13 protein-coding genes and 1 pseudogene are annotated in these 15,048 nt (G+C 72.2%); 8 read left to right on the top strand and 6 right to left on the bottom strand.

Annotated elements, in window-relative coordinates:
* Window positions 1–59: 59 nt before the first annotated feature.
* Window positions 60–1,217, top strand: coding sequence for an acyl-CoA dehydrogenase family protein (locus tag IG90_RS0113810; protein WP_030582826.1), 1,158 nt, complete (start codon window positions 60–62; stop codon window positions 1,215–1,217).
* Window positions 1,218–1,234: 17 nt separating this feature from the next.
* Window positions 1,235–2,119, top strand: coding sequence for an acyl-CoA thioesterase (locus tag IG90_RS0113815; protein ID WP_030582828.1), 885 nt, complete (start codon window positions 1,235–1,237; stop codon window positions 2,117–2,119).
* A 147-nt stretch (window positions 2,120–2,266) separates the two neighbouring features.
* On the opposite strand, the gene IG90_RS0113820 is transcribed toward IG90_RS0113815, so the two are convergent.
* Window positions 2,267–2,500, bottom strand: coding sequence for a YdeI/OmpD-associated family protein (locus IG90_RS0113820; RefSeq protein WP_030582831.1), 234 nt, complete (start codon window positions 2,498–2,500; stop codon window positions 2,267–2,269).
* A gap of 74 nt (window positions 2,501–2,574) precedes the next feature.
* Complete coding sequence (locus tag IG90_RS0113825; protein ID WP_030582834.1) at window positions 2,575–3,384, bottom strand: phosphatase; 810 nt, start codon at window positions 3,382–3,384, stop codon at window positions 2,575–2,577.
* A gap of 149 nt (window positions 3,385–3,533) precedes the next feature.
* Here IG90_RS0113825 and IG90_RS45805 point away from each other — a divergent pair.
* Window positions 3,534–3,909: pseudogene (locus IG90_RS45805) on the top strand (glycosyltransferase family 2 protein); the annotation flags it as partial.
* Window positions 3,910–4,035: 126 nt separating this feature from the next.
* On the opposite strand, the gene IG90_RS0113830 reads toward IG90_RS45805, so the two are convergent.
* The 3 genes from IG90_RS0113830 to IG90_RS0113840 all read right to left on the bottom strand — a co-directional run bounded on the left by IG90_RS0113830 (window position 4,036) and on the right by IG90_RS0113840 (window position 6,718).
* Window positions 4,036–5,235 carry a DUF418 domain-containing protein gene (locus IG90_RS0113830; protein ID WP_106972882.1) on the bottom strand — a complete coding sequence of 400 codons (1,200 nt, stop codon included), beginning with the start codon at window positions 5,233–5,235 and terminating at the stop codon, window positions 4,036–4,038.
* Window positions 5,236–5,292: 57 nt separating this feature from the next.
* A complete protein-coding gene (locus tag IG90_RS0113835; RefSeq protein WP_030582839.1) occupies window positions 5,293–5,958 on the bottom strand; it encodes a GOLPH3/VPS74 family protein in 666 nt (221 codons plus the stop codon).
* A 142-nt stretch (window positions 5,959–6,100) separates the two neighbouring features.
* Window positions 6,101–6,718: an SACE_7040 family transcriptional regulator gene (locus tag IG90_RS0113840; protein ID WP_030582842.1), complete on the bottom strand. Its 618-nt coding sequence runs from the start codon at window positions 6,716–6,718 to the stop codon at window positions 6,101–6,103.
* A 120-nt stretch (window positions 6,719–6,838) separates the two neighbouring features.
* On the opposite strand from IG90_RS0113840, the gene IG90_RS0113845 reads away from it, so the two are divergent.
* The 4 genes from IG90_RS0113845 to IG90_RS0113860 are packed head-to-tail and all read left to right on the top strand — an operon-like array spanning window position 6,839 to window position 12,566.
* Window positions 6,839–8,461, top strand: a complete 1,623-nt coding sequence (locus IG90_RS0113845; RefSeq protein ID WP_030582845.1) for a carboxyl transferase domain-containing protein — start codon at window positions 6,839–6,841, stop codon at window positions 8,459–8,461.
* 7 nt (window positions 8,462–8,468) lie between these two features.
* Window positions 8,469–10,421, top strand: coding sequence for an acetyl-CoA carboxylase biotin carboxylase subunit (locus IG90_RS0113850; protein ID WP_030582848.1), 1,953 nt, complete (start codon window positions 8,469–8,471; stop codon window positions 10,419–10,421).
* Entirely contained in the window at window positions 10,418–11,392 is a 975-nt protein-coding gene (locus IG90_RS0113855) for a hydroxymethylglutaryl-CoA lyase (protein WP_030582851.1), read from the top strand. The genes IG90_RS0113850 and IG90_RS0113855 overlap by 4 nt, the downstream gene beginning before the upstream one ends.
* Before the next feature lie 7 nt (window positions 11,393–11,399).
* Entirely contained in the window at window positions 11,400–12,566 is a 1,167-nt protein-coding gene (locus tag IG90_RS0113860) for an acyl-CoA dehydrogenase family protein (protein WP_030582854.1), read from the top strand.
* Window positions 12,567–12,797: 231 nt separating this feature from the next.
* Here the strand turns inward: IG90_RS0113860 and IG90_RS0113865 are convergent, their stop codons facing one another.
* Complete coding sequence (locus tag IG90_RS0113865; protein WP_051859896.1) at window positions 12,798–13,286, bottom strand: winged helix-turn-helix transcriptional regulator; 489 nt, start codon at window positions 13,284–13,286, stop codon at window positions 12,798–12,800.
* Between the two features lie 215 nt (window positions 13,287–13,501).
* Between IG90_RS0113865 and IG90_RS0113870 the strand changes: the two genes are divergently transcribed.
* Window positions 13,502–14,953, top strand: a complete 1,452-nt coding sequence (locus IG90_RS0113870; protein WP_030582860.1) for an MFS transporter — start codon at window positions 13,502–13,504, stop codon at window positions 14,951–14,953.
* The last annotated feature ends 95 nt before the right edge of the window (window positions 14,954–15,048 follow it).

Genomic DNA, 15,048 nt, shown 5'->3' on the forward strand with positions numbered 1-15,048 from the left:
GGGAGTCTGAGCAAGCGCTTAGCCGAGATCGATTCGACCGCCGACCTAGGAGGCATCCCGTGCGCCGTACGGTATTCAACGAGGACCACGAGGCGTTCCGGGAGACCATCCGCGCCTTCATCGCGGCCGAGGTCGTGCCGGTCTACGACGAGTGGTTCGCCGCGGGCCAGGCGCCGCGCGACTTCTACCTGAAGCTGGGCGAGCTGGGCATCTTCGGCATCGAGGTCGACGAGGAGTACGGCGGCGCGGGCATCGACTCGCACAAGTACGAGGCCGTGATCTACGAGGAGACCGCCCGTGCGGGCGTCTCCTTCGGCGGCTCCGGCGTGCACACGCTGCTCGGCCTGCCGTACATCAAGATGCTGGCCACCGGCGAGCAGAAGAAGCGCTGGCTGCCGAAGTTCGCGAGCGGTGAGGAGATGTGGGCCCTCGCGATGACCGAGCCGGGCACCGGCTCCGACGTCGCGGGCATGAAGACCACCGCCAAGCTCTCCGAGGACGGCACGCACTACGTCCTCAACGGGGCCAAGACCTTCATCACCGGTGGCGTCCATGCCGACCGCGTGATCGTCTGCGCCCGCACCGCCGCCCCGCGCGAGGACGACCGCCGCTTCGGCATCTCCCTCTTCGCCGTCGACACGAAGTCCGAGGGCTACTCGGTCGGCCGCAAGCTCGACAAGCTGGGCCTGCGGGTCTCCGACACCGCCGAGCTGGCGTTCGTCGACGTCAAGGTCCCGGTCGAGGACCTCATGGGCGAGGAGAACAAGGGCTTCGGCTACCTCGGCACCAACCTGGCCTCCGAGCGCTGGGGCATCGCCTTCGGCGCGTACGCCCAGGCCGCGGCCGCCGTCCGGTTCGCCAAGGAGTACGTGCAGGACCGCACGGTCTTCGGCAAGACCGTCGCCTCGTTCCAGAACACCAAGTTCGAGCTGGCCGCCTGCCAGGCCGAGGTGGACGCGGCCCAGGCCGTCGCCGACCGCGCGCTGGAGGCCCTGGACGCCGGTGAGCTGTCCGCGGCCGAGGCCGCCTCCGCGAAGCTGTTCTGCACCGAGGTCGCCCACCGCGTCATCGACCGCTGCCTCCAGCTGCACGGCGGCTACGGCTTCATGAACGAGTACCCGATCGCCCGCCTGTACGCGGACAACCGGGTCAACCGCATCTACGGCGGCACCAGCGAGGTCATGAAGTCGATCATCGCCAAGTCCATGGGCCTGTAAGGGGTTACGTTCCCTCCATGAACGAGAGTCCCGATCCCCTGCTCGATCTGCTCCACCTGCTCGACCTGGAGCAGATCGAGCGGGACATCTTCCGGGGCGTGAGCCGCAGTTCGCTCGTGCCCCGGGTGTTCGGCGGCCAGGTGGCGGCCCAGGCGCTCGTCGCCGCGGGCCGCACCGTCCCCGCCGACCGGGCCGCCCACTCCCTGCACTCGTACTTCCTGCGGGCCGGCGACCCCGGCGCGCCGATCGTCTACAGCGTCGACCGGATCCGCGACGGGCGGTCCTTCACCACCCGCCGCGTCGTCGCCGTCCAGCACGGGCAGCCGATCTTCCACCTCTCCGCGTCCTTCCAGACGTACGAGGACGGCATGGAGCACCAGGCGCCCATGCCCGCGGCCCCGGACCCGGAGACCCTGCCGACGGCGGCCGAGATGCTGCCCCGGTACGCGGACCGTTTCAGCGATCCGGGCGTCGTGGACCGGCTGATCGAGGCGCGGGCCGCGGTGGACCTGCGGTACGTGGACGCGCCGCCGTTCGGCACGGTGGGCGAGGCGCGCGAACCGCGGTCCCAGGTGTGGTTCAGGACGAACGGCAAGCTCGCCGACGACCCGCTGCTGCACGTCTGCATGGCCACGTACGTCTCCGACATGACCCTGCTCGACTCGGTGCTGCTCGCCCACGGGCGGGGCGGCTGGGCGGTCGGGGACGTGGTCGGCGCGAGCCTGGACCACGCGATGTGGTTCCACCGGCCGTTCCGGGCGGACGAGTGGCTGCTGTACGACCAGGAGTCCCCGTCGGCCTCCGGTGGCCGGGGACTGGGCCAGGCCCGTATCTACACCGCCGACGGGCGCCTCGCGATCACGGTCATCCAGGAAGGCGTCGTCCGCGTCCCCCGGGGATGAGCACCACCTGACGACTCGATTCGGACGTGCTCCCCACCATGGGTGACGCGAAAGCCGGCGGCGAAGCGGTTCCCGTCGGTGCGGCGGGTCTGTCCGGACCCGCCGCCGGGGCATGCGCAGCGGCTGCGCCACAGCCGCTCCTGAGGCTTACGGCGTCAGCTCCGCCACCGTCTTCGCGATCCTCCGCTCCCGTGCCTCCTGGACCTTCGCTCCCTCGATCGACGCGACGTGCGCCTTCTGCCGGATGGGCGAGAGCGCGGCGAACGCCTCCGCCGCCCCGGGGGCCGCGGCCGGCGCCGCCGCCAGGTCCTCGGCCTCCGGCACCTCGATGCCCGTGTTGCCCCCGTCCCCGGTCCGGAACATCGTCGTACGAAACCTCACGGCCCTGACCCCTCGTCCGCGTCGGTGCCGGTGAAGACACCCGCCGGGTCCGCAACTCGTCGCCGGACCGGCCCCTACGCGGCGGGCTCCTCCACCCGCTCCTCCTCCAGCAGCCCCGCCGCGTGCAGCAGGTAGTCGGTCATCGGGTCGTAGAAGCGCGGGTCGGTGACGTGGTCGTCCAGCGGGACCGTGACCTGGAGGGTGCCCTCCGCCTCGCCGAGGAAGAGGGCCGGGTCGTTGCAGTCCGCGTAACCGATCGCGTCCAGCCCCCGCTGTCCCGCGCAGCCCGCCCAGCCGTGGTCGGCGATCACCAGGTCGGGCAGCGGGCGGCCCAGGTGGGCCATGGCGTCCAGGATGGCGGCCATCGGGACCGGGGAGTGGGTGTGCCAGAGGGTCGCCCCGCGTTCCAGCACGGCGACGTCGGCGAACTGGAAGACCATGCCCTCGTCCGCGATCAGCCCGGACGGGATGCGGACGATCTCGCAGCCCGCGCGGCGCAGCGCGTCCGCCGTCTGCCGGTGCACGTCCAGCAGGCCGCCGGGGTGCCCGGTGGCGAAGAGGACGCGCTCGCGGCCGTCTGCGGCCTTGCGCAGCCGGGCCGCCATCCGCTCCAGCGCGTCGACCGTCAGCTCGGGGTCGATGGTGTCCTGGCCCTGCCGGTGCGCGGGGTCGTCGTTGACGCCGCAGCGCTCGGCCATCACGGCGAGCACGTCCTGCTCGTCGGTCCAGCGGTCGCCGAGCTCCAGGCCCAGCCAGTAGTGGCGGTCGCCGTTGGCGAGCTTGCGGTAGTGGGAGAGGTTGTTGTCGCGTGGCGTGGCGACGTCCCCCGCGATACGCGTGCGGACGAGGTGGTCGACGAGGGCGGCGCGGCTGGGTATCGGCATGGACCCATTGTGCCGTCCGGTGTGCGGGGCGTGCCCGGTGTCTTGCCCGGCGGACGGGCGAGCGGGTGTTCTGTCCGGCGGAGGGTCCCATTCCGGCCGGACGGGCGGACCGGCGTCCGGCCAGGCGTCCGGACCGGACGCCGGACCCGATGGCCCGCCGGGTGGTGGGCGTCTCGCTGGTCTGGCTGGTGCTGTCCAACGGGGCCGCTGCGGCCGGCCTCGCGCTGACCGTGGCCCGCAACGGCTGGGAACCCAACTGGGGCCTCGGGCTCTACCTCCTGGTCCAGCTGCAGATCAACGTGCCCCTGATCCGGGACCTGGCCCGGGACCTGTCGGCAGAGCTGCGCCCGGCCGCGAGGTCCGATGAGCCGCTCGCCGAAGCCCGGACCCGGCCCGCTACCCGTACCCGTACTGGCATGCTGCCGCGCCGCTGGCCCGAGGCCCTCGCCGCGTCCGCCGTCCTCCTGCGCACCGGCCTGCTCGCCTCCCGGGTGGGTCAACCCGATGCTCCCGTGGCGGAGTTGAGCCGTCCCGAAAGGTGCCACCCGATGCCCTTCCTCGGCCGGACCGGCCACCGAGCCAGGCCATCCGATGCGGGTCGACCGCGTCAGGGTCTCGGCGAAGGCGGGCTGACCCGGAGGAAGGCACCCTTCAGGCGCGAGGCACCGGTCGGCCCCACAACGTCACGGCCCGCAGCAGCCGTTCGACGGGGCCGAACCGGTGGCGCCTCATCAGCCACGCGGAGGCGGCGAGCTGGCACCCGTAGAAGAGCACCGCGCCGCCCAGGACGGCCGCCGCACCGGCCCGGCCGTACAGGGCCGCCCCGTAACCGGTGAAGACGAGCGCCATCACGAGGGACTGCGTCAGGTAGTTGGTGAGGGCCATACGGCCCGCGGGGGCCAGCCGGGCGGCGAGGCGGGCGCCGCGCGGCGAGGCGAACCAGAGGAGCAGGCCGCTCGCGTACGCGGCGCTGAGCGCCGGTGCGGTGAGCATGCCGACGACGAACATCGGGATCTCCCAGCGGGCGCCCAGCGGACCCACCGTGCCCGCCGCCATGAGCGCCCCGCCGGGCAGCCCGACGGCCAGACCCCCGACGAGGATCCGGCGCAGCCGGGCCGCCCGGTCCGGGGTGTCGGTGAGGAGGCGGCGTCTGCCCGCCACGAACCCGGCCAGGAACGCGGCGAGCACCATGCCGCCCATCATGAACAGTCCGGCCAGCACGTCCGGCCAGGCGCCGATGTTGGCCCGGATCACCTCACCCGCGCCGCCCCGGTACGCGACGGCCGTCTCGGCGCGCGCGGCGGCGGACGCCCCGTCGTCACCGGAGTCCACCAGGGCGACCGCCGCGGCGAAGAGGACGTAGAGGGCGGCCAGGACCCCGTACAACCAGAGCGCGGCGCGCCACATCCTGCCCGGGTCGGCGGAGCGCGCCGCGAACAGGACCAGGCCGAGGACGGCGTACGTGGCGAGGATGTCGCCGGGGTACAGCAGCGCCGCGTGCAGGAGCCCGAGCACGAACAGGCCGAGCAGCCGTCGCAGCATCCTCGGCGCGAAGGCGGCGCCGTCGCGTTCGGCGGCGCCCATCTGCAGGGTGAAGCTGTAGCCGAAGAGGAACGAGAACAGCAGATAGAACTTGGTCTGCACGAACATCATGACGAGCCAGTACGCGACCTGGTCCACGCCGCTGGTGTGCTGTCCGCCGCCGCGCTGCCCGTCGAGGCCCGCCATCACCAGGACGTTGGCGAGGAAGATGCCGCAGAGCGCGAAGCCGCGCAGCGCGTCGACCTCGACGATGCGGCGGGGCCGGGGCGCTGCGGCCGTCGGCTCGATGGTCTCCGGGCTTCGCAGCACGCGTCCCTCGCGGTTCGGTCGGTGTCGGTGTCCGTCGTCCCGGATACTCCGGGTGTTCTACGACATCACGGTGAGGACCGTCACCACGCCCACCGCGGCGATCGCCGCCTGAAGGTCGCGGATCGCCTCGCCCACGCTCACGCCCGCCCAGTGGCCTTCGGCGATCCGGGCCATGCGCGGGGCGACCTGCTTCTTCGGCAGGCCGGGGAACGTCTGGCGGTGCATGCCCGTGGCATGCAGCAGGGCGACGAGCGCGCTGGTACGGGCGTCCGGCTCGGCCCCGTGCAGCACCACGGCGGCCAGCCGGGCGCGCAGCTCCCGTTCGACGGTGCCGTCGGCCTCCGGGTAGCGGCGCACCGGGAAGACGCCGAGCGCTCGGTGCCGTTCCTCGGCCACCAGGCCACGGGCGCAGAGGCTCGCCACGACGTCCTGCGAGCCCTTGGCGTGGTCCCGGGTCAGCCAGTCGGTCACCTTGCGGCTGCTGGACGTCCCGTGGACCCAGCGCGCCAGCCGGTCGAGCCGTCCGTACAGGAGCGGGTCGCCCGTCGGGGACGGGTCGAAGACCTCGACGCGGCCGCCCTTCACCGTGACGCGGCCCGCCATGACCAGCTCCAGGAGCATGCCCGCCGCGACGCCCCAGCGGGCCGCGGTCTCCCCCTTCGCCGCGCCGGTCGTGTCGTCCAGCGACAGCAGCATGATCTCTTCGCCCAGCGAGACGGCCATGGTGCGACTCCCCGATTCGTTGCGTGTTGACCGGACAGACGTGAGGACCTCGTCCGGGGTTGCCCAGGGGTCGACGCCATCCACGAACGGAACACGATCGGAACAGGAGCGGCCCAGGAGCGGCCCAGGGCATGAAACCGGCTCAGGAGGGCTCTGCGGCGGCGAAGGCGCCCCGGGCCAGCCGGTGCAGCAGGGCGGCGGTCGCCGCGCGGCCGGGCAGGGCCTCGGGGCGGGCCAGGTGCGGGGTGGAGTTCAGCAGGCCGAAGACGGCGTGCACGGTGACGCGGGCCCGGCTCTCGGGCAGTGACGGGTAGAGGGCGCGGACGACGCCGACCCAGACCTCGACGTACTCGCGCTGGAGCCGGCGCACCCGCTTGCGGTCCGTGTCGCGCAGCCGGTCGAGCTCGCGGTCGTGGAGGGTGATCAGGGGGCGGTCGTCGAGGGCGAAGTCGATGTGGCCCTCGATGAGCGCGTCCAGGAGCGCCTCCGGGGAGCCGTCGCCCCGGGCGGCGTCCTCCGTGACCCGCAGCCGTCCGCCCTCCAGCAGGCGTTCGCTGATGCCCACCAGGAGCTCGGCGAGCATCGCGTCCTTGCCGGGGAAGTGGCGGTAGAGGCCGGGGCCGCTGATCCCTACGGCGGCGCCTATCTCGTCGACGCCGACACCGTGGAAGCCGCGCTCGGCGAAGAGGCGGGCCGCCTCCCGGAGGATCTGCTCGCGGCGGGTGGGAGCCGCGACGCGGGCGGCGGCATGGGTGCTCATGAGGATTCATTCTAGACAGGGTCGTTAGCGCTCGTTAACCTGAGGGAAACGCGTTAACGCTCATTAACACCACGTCAACGCCATTTCACTACTGCGGTACGGGCAAGGGGGCTCGACACGATGCAGCAGGCACCGGTCCTGGCGAGCGCGGCGGATCCCGCCTCGGAGGCCTGGCAGGCCAACGAGGCGGCTCATCGCGCGCTCTCCGACGAGCTGGCGGGGCGCCTCGCCACGGCACGGCTGGGCGGGGGTGAGAAGGCACGGGCCCGCCACGAGGCGCGCGGCAAACTGCTCCCCCGCGACCGGGTGGACGCGCTTCTCGACCCGGGCTCGCCGTTCCTGGAGCTGGCACCGCTGGCGGCCGAGGGGCTGTACGGGGGCGCCGCACCGGCCGCCGGGGTGATCGCCGGGATCGGGCGGGTCAGTGGCCGCGAGTGCGTGATCGTCGCCAACGACGCGACCGTCAAGGGCGGCACGTACTACCCGATGACCGTGAAGAAGCACCTGCGCGCCCAGGAGGTGGCCCTGGAGAATCGTCTCCCCTGCCTCTATCTGGTCGACTCGGGCGGCGCGTTCCTGCCGATGCAGGACGAGGTCTTCCCCGACCGGGACCACTTCGGGCGGATCTTCTACAACCAGGCCCGGATGTCGGGGGCGGGTATCCCGCAGATCGCGGCGGTGCTGGGTTCCTGCACGGCGGGCGGGGCGTACGTCCCGGCGATGAGCGACGAGGCCGTCATCGTCCGCAACCAGGGCACGATCTTCCTCGGCGGCCCGCCGCTGGTGAAGGCCGCCACCGGTGAGGTCGTCACGGCGGAGGAGCTGGGCGGCGGCGAGGTCCACTCCCGTACGTCGGGGGTCACCGACCATCTCGCGGAGGACGACGCGCACGCGCTGCGGATCGTCCGCAACATCGTGGCCACGCTGCCCGACCGCGCCCCGCTCCCCTGGTCGGTCGAGCCGGCCGAGGAGCCGAAGGCCGACCCGGCCGGGCTGTACGGCGCGGTCCCGGTGGACTCCCGGACGCCCTACGACGTACGCGAGGTGATCGCCCGGGTGGTGGACGGCTCGCGGTTCCAGGAGTTCAAGGCGGAGTACGGCACGACGCTGATCACCGGCTTCGCCCGGATCCACGGCCACCCGGTCGGGATCGTCGCGAACAACGGGATCCTGTTCTCCGAGTCGGCCCAGAAGGGCGCCCACTTCATCGAGCTGTGCGACCAGCGCGGCATCCCGCTCGTCTTCCTCCAGAACATCTCCGGCTTCATGGTCGGCCGGGACTACGAAGCGGGCGGCATCGCCAAGCACGGCGCGAAGATGGTCACGGCCGTGGCCTGCACGCGCGTGCCGAAGCTGACGGTCGTCGTCGGCGGTTCGTACGGCGCGGGCAACTACTCCATGTGCGGCCGGGCGTACTCGCCGCGCTTCCTGTGGATGTGGCCCAACGCCAAGATCTCGGTGATGGGCGGCGAGCAGGCCGCGTCGGTCCTCGCCACCGTCAAGCGCGACCAGCTCGGCGACGACTGGAGCGCCGAGGACGAGGAGACGTTCAAGGCCCCGATCCGCGCCCAGTACGAGACCCAGGGCAACGCGTACTACGCCACCGCCCGGCTCTGGGACGACGGCGTGATCGACCCCGTGGACACCCGGCAGGTGCTGGGCCTCGCCCTCACGGCCTGCGCCAATGCCCCGCTGCCCCAGAAGGACCCGGCCGGTCCCGGCTTCGGCGTCTTCCGGATGTGAGGAACAGATGACGATGTTCGACACCGTTCTGGTCGCCAACCGCGGCGAGATCGCGGTCCGGGTGATCCGGACCCTGCGGGAGCAGGGGGTGCGCTCGGTCGCGGTCTTCAGCGACGCGGACGCGGACGCCCGGCACGTACGGGAGGCGGACACGGCGGTCCGGATCGGCCCGCCGCCGGCCGCCGAGAGCTATCTGTCGGTGCCCGCGCTCCTGAAGGCGGCCCGCCGCACGGGTGCGCAGGCGGTTCACCCCGGCTACGGATTCCTGGCGGAGAACGCCGAGTTCGCCCAGGCGTGCACGGACGCGGGCCTGGCCTTCATCGGCCCGCCCGCCTCCGCGATCTCGCTCATGGGCGACAAGATCCGGGCCAAGGAGACGGTTGCGGCGGCCGGGGTCCCGGTGGTCCCCGGGTCGTCCGGAAGCGGCCTGACCGACGCCCAACTGGAGGAAGCAGCGCGGGAGATCGGCATGCCGGTCCTCCTGAAGCCCTCGGCGGGCGGCGGCGGCAAGGGCATGCGCCTGGTCCGCGACGCGGCGGTGCTGCCGGAGGAGATCGCGGCGGCGAGGCGCGAGGCCCGGGCCTCGTTCGGCGACGACACGCTGCTCGTGGAGCGGTGGATCGACCGGCCGCGCCACATCGAGATCCAGGTGCTGGCCGACACCCACGGCAACGTGATCCACCTCGGCGAGCGCGAGTGCTCGCTCCAGCGGCGCCACCAGAAGATCATCGAGGAGGCGCCGAGCGTCCTGCTCGACGAGGAGACCCGGGCGGCGATGGGCGAGGCGGCCGTACAGGCGGCGCGCTCGTGCGGCTACGCCGGTGCGGGCACGGTGGAGTTCATCGTGCCGGGCGACGACCCGGCCTCGTACTACTTCATGGAGATGAACACCCGCCTCCAGGTGGAGCACCCGGTCACCGAGCTGATCACCGGCCTGGACCTGGTGGAGTGGCAGCTGCGGGTGGCGGCGGGCGAGCGACTCCCCTACGCACAGCAGGACATCAAGCTGAACGGCTGGGCGATCGAGGCCCGCGTCTGCGCCGAGGACCCGTCTCGCGGCTTCCTTCCTTCCGGCGGTACGGTGCTGGCGCTGCGCGAGCCGCAGGGCGGCGGGGTGCGGACGGACTCGGGGCTCAGCGAGGGCGTGCCGGTGGGCAGCCTGTACGACCCGATGCTGTCGAAGGTCATCGCGTACGGCCCCGACCGCGCGACCGCGCTGCGCAAGCTGCGGGCGGCCCTCGCGGACACGGTGATCCTGGGCGTCCCGACCAACGCGGGCTTCCTGCGCCGCCTGCTGGCCCACCCGGACGTGGTCTCCGGCGACCTGGACACGGGGCTGGTGGAGCGCGAGGCGGAGAGCCTGGTGCCGGACGGGGTTCCGGACGAGGTGTACGCGGCGGCCGCGGCGGTCCGCCGGGAGGCGCTGGAGCCGAGGCCGGACGCGGACGGCTGGACGGACCCGTTCTCGGTGCCGAGCGGGTGGCGGACGGGGGGTGCGCCGGCCCCCCTGGTGTTCCCGCTGCGGGTGTCGGGCGCGGACCCGGTGACGTACGGGGCTCCGCGTGGCGCGACGGTCACGGCCGACCGGGTGACGGTCGAACTCGACGGCACGGTGGGCCACTTCCACCGCTCCGGCGACTGGCTCGGCCGGGACGGCGACACCTGGCACGTCCAGGACCACGACCCGGTGGAGGCGTCCCTGAGCGGGGCGGGCCGGGGCGGGGCGGACACCCTGGCGGCCCCGATGCCGGGCACGGTCACGGTGGTGAAGGTGGCCGTCGGGGACGAGGTCGAGGCGGGTCAGAGCCTGCTCGTGGTGGAGGCGATGAAGATGGAGCACGTGATCTCCGCCCCGCACGCGGGGACCGTGACCGAGCTGGACGTCACGGCGGGCGCGACGGTGGCGATGGACCAGGTCCTGGCGGTCGTGGCCCCCTTCGCCGGTCAGGAGGACGCATGACGGCCCAGCGAGCGCTGCCCATGAAGGTCCCGGTCCCCGGTCTGCCCGCCCGGGTCCGGATCCACGAAGTAGGTGCGCGGGACGGCCTCCAGAACGAGCAGGAGATCGTCCCGACGGAGGTGAAGGCGGAGTTCATCCGCCGCCTGGCGGTGGCCGGGCTGACCACCATCGAGGCGACGAGCTTCGTGCACCCGAAGTGGGTGCCCCAACTGGCGGACGCGGAAGCCCTGTTTCCCCTCCTCGGGGAGATCGTGGACGTGGGTGACGTCTCCCTCCCGGTCCTCGTGCCGAACGAACGCGGACTGGACCGGGCGCTGGCCCTCGGGGCCCGGTCGATCGCGGTGTTCGGCTCGGCGACGGAGACGTTCGCCGCGCGCAACCTGAACCGGACGGTCGACGAGTCCCTCGCCATGTTCGAGCCGGTGGTGGCCCGCGCCAAGGCGGACAAGGTGCACGTGCGCGGGTACCTGTCGATGTGCTTCGGCGACCCGTGGGAAGGCGCGGTGCCGGTGGCGCAGGTGGTCAGGGTCGCGAAGGCGCTGATGGACCTGGGCTGCGACGAGCTGTCGCTGGGCGACACGATCGGGGTGGCGACGCCGGGCCACGTAACGGCCCTGCTGACGGCGCTGAACGAGGCGGCCGTCCCCACGGAGGCGATCGGCGTCCACTTCCACGACACGTACGGCCAGGCACTGTCCAACACACTGGCTGCGCTCCAGCACGGCGTGAGCACGGTCGACGCCTCGGCGGGCGGCCTGGGCGGCTGCCCGTACGCGAAGAGCGCCACGGGCAACCTCGCCACCGAGGACCTGGTCTGGATGCTCGACGGCCTCGGCATCGAGACGGGCGTCGACCTGGACGCCCTGACCGCCACCAGCGTCTGGCTGGCCGAACACCTGGGCCGACCGAGCCCATCCCGCACGGTCCGCGCTCTTGCCCCTTCCTCTTCTTCCGCCTCCCACAAGGAGTGAGTTACCCATGTCCCTGGACCACCGGCTGACCGCCGAGCACGAGGAACTGCGCCGCACGGTCGAGGCGTTCGCGCACGACGTGGTCGCGCCGAAGATCGGCGACTTCTACGAGCGCCATGAATTCCCGTACGAGATCGTGCGCGAGATGGGCCGGATGGGCCTGTTCGGGCTGCCGTTCCCTGAGGAGTACGGCGGCATGGGCGGCGACTACCTGGCGCTCGGGATCGCCCTGGAGGAGTTGGCCCGGGTGGACTCCTCGGTGGCGATCACCCTGGAGGCCGGGGTCTCGCTGGGCGCCATGCCGCTGCACCTGTTCGGCACGGAGGAGCAGAAGCGGCAGTGGCTGCCGAAGCTGTGTGCGGGCGAGGCGCTGGGCGCGTTCGGCCTGACCGAGCCGGACGGCGGCTCGGACGCGGGCGGCACACGGACGACGGCGGTGCTGGACGAGGCCACGAACGAGTGGGTGATCAACGGCTCGAAGTGCTTCATCACCAACTCCGGCACCGACATCACCGAGTTGGTCACGGTCACGGCGGTGACCGGCCGCAAGGAGGACGGCCGGCCGTTGATCTCCGCGATCATCGTCCCCTCCGGCACCCCCGGCTTCACGGTCGCCGCCCCCTACTCCAAGGTCGGCTGGAACGCCTCGGACACCCGGGAGCTGTCCTTCTCCGACGTCCGCGTCCCGGCGGCGAACCTCCTGGGCGAGCAGGGCCGCGGCTACGCGCAGTTCCTGCGGATCCTGGACGAGGGCCGGGTCGCGATCTCGGCGCTGGCCACGGGCCTGGCGCAGGGCTGCGTGGACGAGTCGGTGAAGTACGCGGCCGAGCGCCACGCCTTCGGCAAGCCGATCGGTGCGAACCAGGCGATCCAGTTCAAGATCGCCGACATGGAGATGCGCGCCCACATGGCCCGCGTGGGGTGGCGCGACGCGGCGTCGCGGCTGGTGGCGGGCGAGCCGTTCAAGAAGGAGGCGGCGATCGCGAAGCTGTACTCCTCGACGGTCGCGGTGGACAACGCACGCGAGGCGACGCAGATCCACGGCGGCTACGGCTTCATGAACGAGTACCCGGTGGCCCGGATGTGGCGCGACTCGAAGATCCTGGAGATCGGCGAGGGGACGTCGGAGGTCCAGCGGATGCTGATCGCACGGGAGTTGGGTCTGGCGGGCTGATCTGCCGCCCGATAGTCCGACTGCCTTTTGGCCGCCATGGAACATCCATGGCGGCCAATCCGGCTAAGGGCTGTCCCGGAGTGGGCCGCGACGGGAAGACCCGGCCGACAGTCCGTGTCCCGCACGTTCGCGAGCCGCGCGTTCCGGAGGTCCTCAGCGCCAGGCGTGGCGGATCTTCAGCCGCCCGTATCCACGCGCGACACGGCGTCCCCCTGAGGTGTGGTCACCGGTTCACTGTAGTGCGCCGCCGGTCGCGTGGGCATGGCGAGACGCCCCTCGGCCGGCGAGCACCCCGACGCCCTGACGGCTGTCGTAGTCGGAACGCGCCTTCGCGATCTCCTGCTGGTGACCCTCGGTCCAGTCGACCAGGGACCGGATCGTCGTGTGCAGCGTCGCGCCCAGCTCCGTGAGCTCGTACTCCACGCGGGGCGGGACGACGGGGTAGACCGTGCGCCGCACCAGACCGTCGCGTTCGAGCTGGCGCAGGGTCACCGTCAGCATGCGCTGACTGATGCCTTCGATCAGCCTGCGCAGCTCGGAGAAGCGCAGCGTGCGGCGTTCCAGGTGGGCGATGGCGAGGAGCGACCACTTGTCCGCGACGCGGTCGAGGATCTGCCGCACCTCGCATCCCTCGCGCACGTCCCACTGGCTGATGTCGTAGTCCCGCCCGGTGGTGGTATGCGCGCAGTGACTCGGTGACTTCGAAGTGCCTTCTTCCATACCTCCCCACGGTGCCGCAAGCTTCGAGTGGTTACAAGAGGGAACCGACCGACAGTTCGGTAACTCGTCGCCGTTTCGCGCCCCTTGAGGCGTCTACACACGAACCCCGCCGCATCTGACCGCAGTTGCGGCCATGCGCCATGCCCTTTCGCCCGCGTACAAGGAGAAGTCCCGTGTCCTCATCACCCTCCCATCCACGTCCGAGCAGTGACCGCATGACCGGGCGCGCCTGGGGCGTGCTGCTCGTCCTGTGCGGCGCGATCTTCCTCGAGGGCATCGATGTGGCCATGCTGAACGTGGCCATGCCCGCGATCCGTGAGGATCTGGACCTGTCCACCGGCACCCTCCAGTGGGTGATGAGCGCGTACGTCCTGGGCTACGGCGGTTTCATGCTGCTGGGCGGACGGGCGGCAGATCTGTTCGGCCGTCGCCGGATGTTCGTCCTCTGGCTGGTGGTGTTCCTGCTCTTCTCCGGGCTGGGCGGCCTGGCCACCGAGGGCTGGATGCTGATCCTCGCCCGCTTCGTGACGGGGGTCGCCGCGGCCTTCATGACCCCGGCCGGCCTGTCGATCATCACCACCGGCTTCCCGGAAGGGCCGCAGCGCGACAAGGCCCTGCTCGTCTACGCGGGTACCGCCGCGGGCGGCTTCTCCATCGGCCTGGTCGTCGGCGGGCTGCTCTCCGCCATCGACTGGCGCTGGGTGTTCTTCGCCCCGGTCATCCTCTCGTTCGTCATCCTGGTCGCCGCGCTCGCGCTGGTCCCCGTCTCACCCCGCCCGGACCGCACCGGGAAGGGCGTCGACCTGGCCGGAGCGGTCACCGTCACCGCCGGGATCCTGCTCCTCGTCTTCGGCGTCGAGCGGGCCACGCACGCCCCGGCCGGCTGGACCGTCCTCACGATCGGCGCGGCCCTGCTCCTCTTCCTCGCGTTCGTCCTCATCGAGCGCGCCTCGTCCTCGCCACTGGTCCGCCTGGGCCTCTTCCGCAGCGGGTCGCTGGTCCGCGCCAACGTGTCGGGGCTGCTGTTCGCCGCGGGGTTCTTCGGCTTCCAGTTCATCGCCGTGCTCTACCTCCAGGAACTGCGCGGCTGGTCGTCCCTGCAGACCAGCTTCGCGCTGATCGTCATCGGCGTGGACGCGGTCCTCTCGCCGCTGCTCACCCCGAGGCTGGTGGCCCGGTTCGGCAACGCCCGGACCATCTTCGGCGGGCTGCTCGTCGCGTCGCTGTCGTACGCCCTGTTCCTTCCGCTCGCCGCGGACTGGACGTACGCGGCCATGTTCCCGGGCCTGCTCCTCCTGGGTGTGGCCTTCTCCCTGGTCTACGGACCCCTCACCATCGTGGCCACCGACGGCATCGCCGAGGAGGAGCAGGGTGTGGCGGGCGGACTGCTCTACACGTCCTTCCAGTTCGGGGCCGCGCTGGGGCTGTCCGCCGTGGCCGCCGTCAACATCGCCGCCACCGACGGGACTTCGCCTGCCGCCCTCCTCGACGGGTACCGGGCTGCCCTGGTCGTCCCGCTGGCCGCCGCGCTGATCGCCGCCGCCGTCAGCGCGTTCGGCCTCCGCGCCCGGCGCCCGGCGACGACGGGCGGCGACGGCAGCGGCGCCCCTTCGGGCGCCGGAGCCCCGCAGGGCGGGACCGAGCAGCCTGTCGGGCTCGGGGCCTGAACGCGCGGCGGCGGGGGCACGGCCGGGTCGACCGGGCGTGCCCCCGCCGCCGTGTGCCGCCGCCTATTCGGTCGACACCCTCCCGCCCGTCCGGC

Source organism: Streptomyces anulatus, assembly GCF_000721175.1.
Classification (GTDB): domain Bacteria; phylum Actinomycetota; class Actinomycetes; order Streptomycetales; family Streptomycetaceae; genus Streptomyces; species Streptomyces anulatus_C.

Bases quoted from the DNA above. Each gene is read 5' to 3' on its own strand.
- IG90_RS0113815 (WP_030582828.1), top strand. From the start codon at position 1,235: ATGAACGAGAGTCCCGATCCCCTGCTCGATCTGCTCCACCTGCTCGAC.
- IG90_RS0113825 (WP_030582834.1), bottom strand. From the start codon at position 3,384: ATGCCGATACCCAGCCGCGCCGCCCTCGTCGACCACCTCGTCCGCACG.
- IG90_RS0113835 (WP_030582839.1), bottom strand. From the start codon at position 5,958: ATGGCCGTCTCGCTGGGCGAAGAGATCATGCTGCTGTCGCTGGACGAC.
- IG90_RS0113840 (WP_030582842.1), bottom strand. From the start codon at position 6,718: ATGAGCACCCATGCCGCCGCCCGCGTCGCGGCTCCCACCCGCCGCGAG.
- IG90_RS0113845 (WP_030582845.1), top strand. From the start codon at position 6,839: ATGCAGCAGGCACCGGTCCTGGCGAGCGCGGCGGATCCCGCCTCGGAG.
- IG90_RS0113850 (WP_030582848.1), top strand. From the start codon at position 8,469: ATGACGATGTTCGACACCGTTCTGGTCGCCAACCGCGGCGAGATCGCG.
- IG90_RS0113855 (WP_030582851.1), top strand. From the start codon at position 10,418: ATGACGGCCCAGCGAGCGCTGCCCATGAAGGTCCCGGTCCCCGGTCTG.
- IG90_RS0113860 (WP_030582854.1), top strand. From the start codon at position 11,400: ATGTCCCTGGACCACCGGCTGACCGCCGAGCACGAGGAACTGCGCCGC.
- IG90_RS0113865 (WP_051859896.1), bottom strand. From the start codon at position 13,286: ATGGAAGAAGGCACTTCGAAGTCACCGAGTCACTGCGCGCATACCACC.
- IG90_RS0113870 (WP_030582860.1), top strand. From the start codon at position 13,502: ATGACCGGGCGCGCCTGGGGCGTGCTGCTCGTCCTGTGCGGCGCGATC.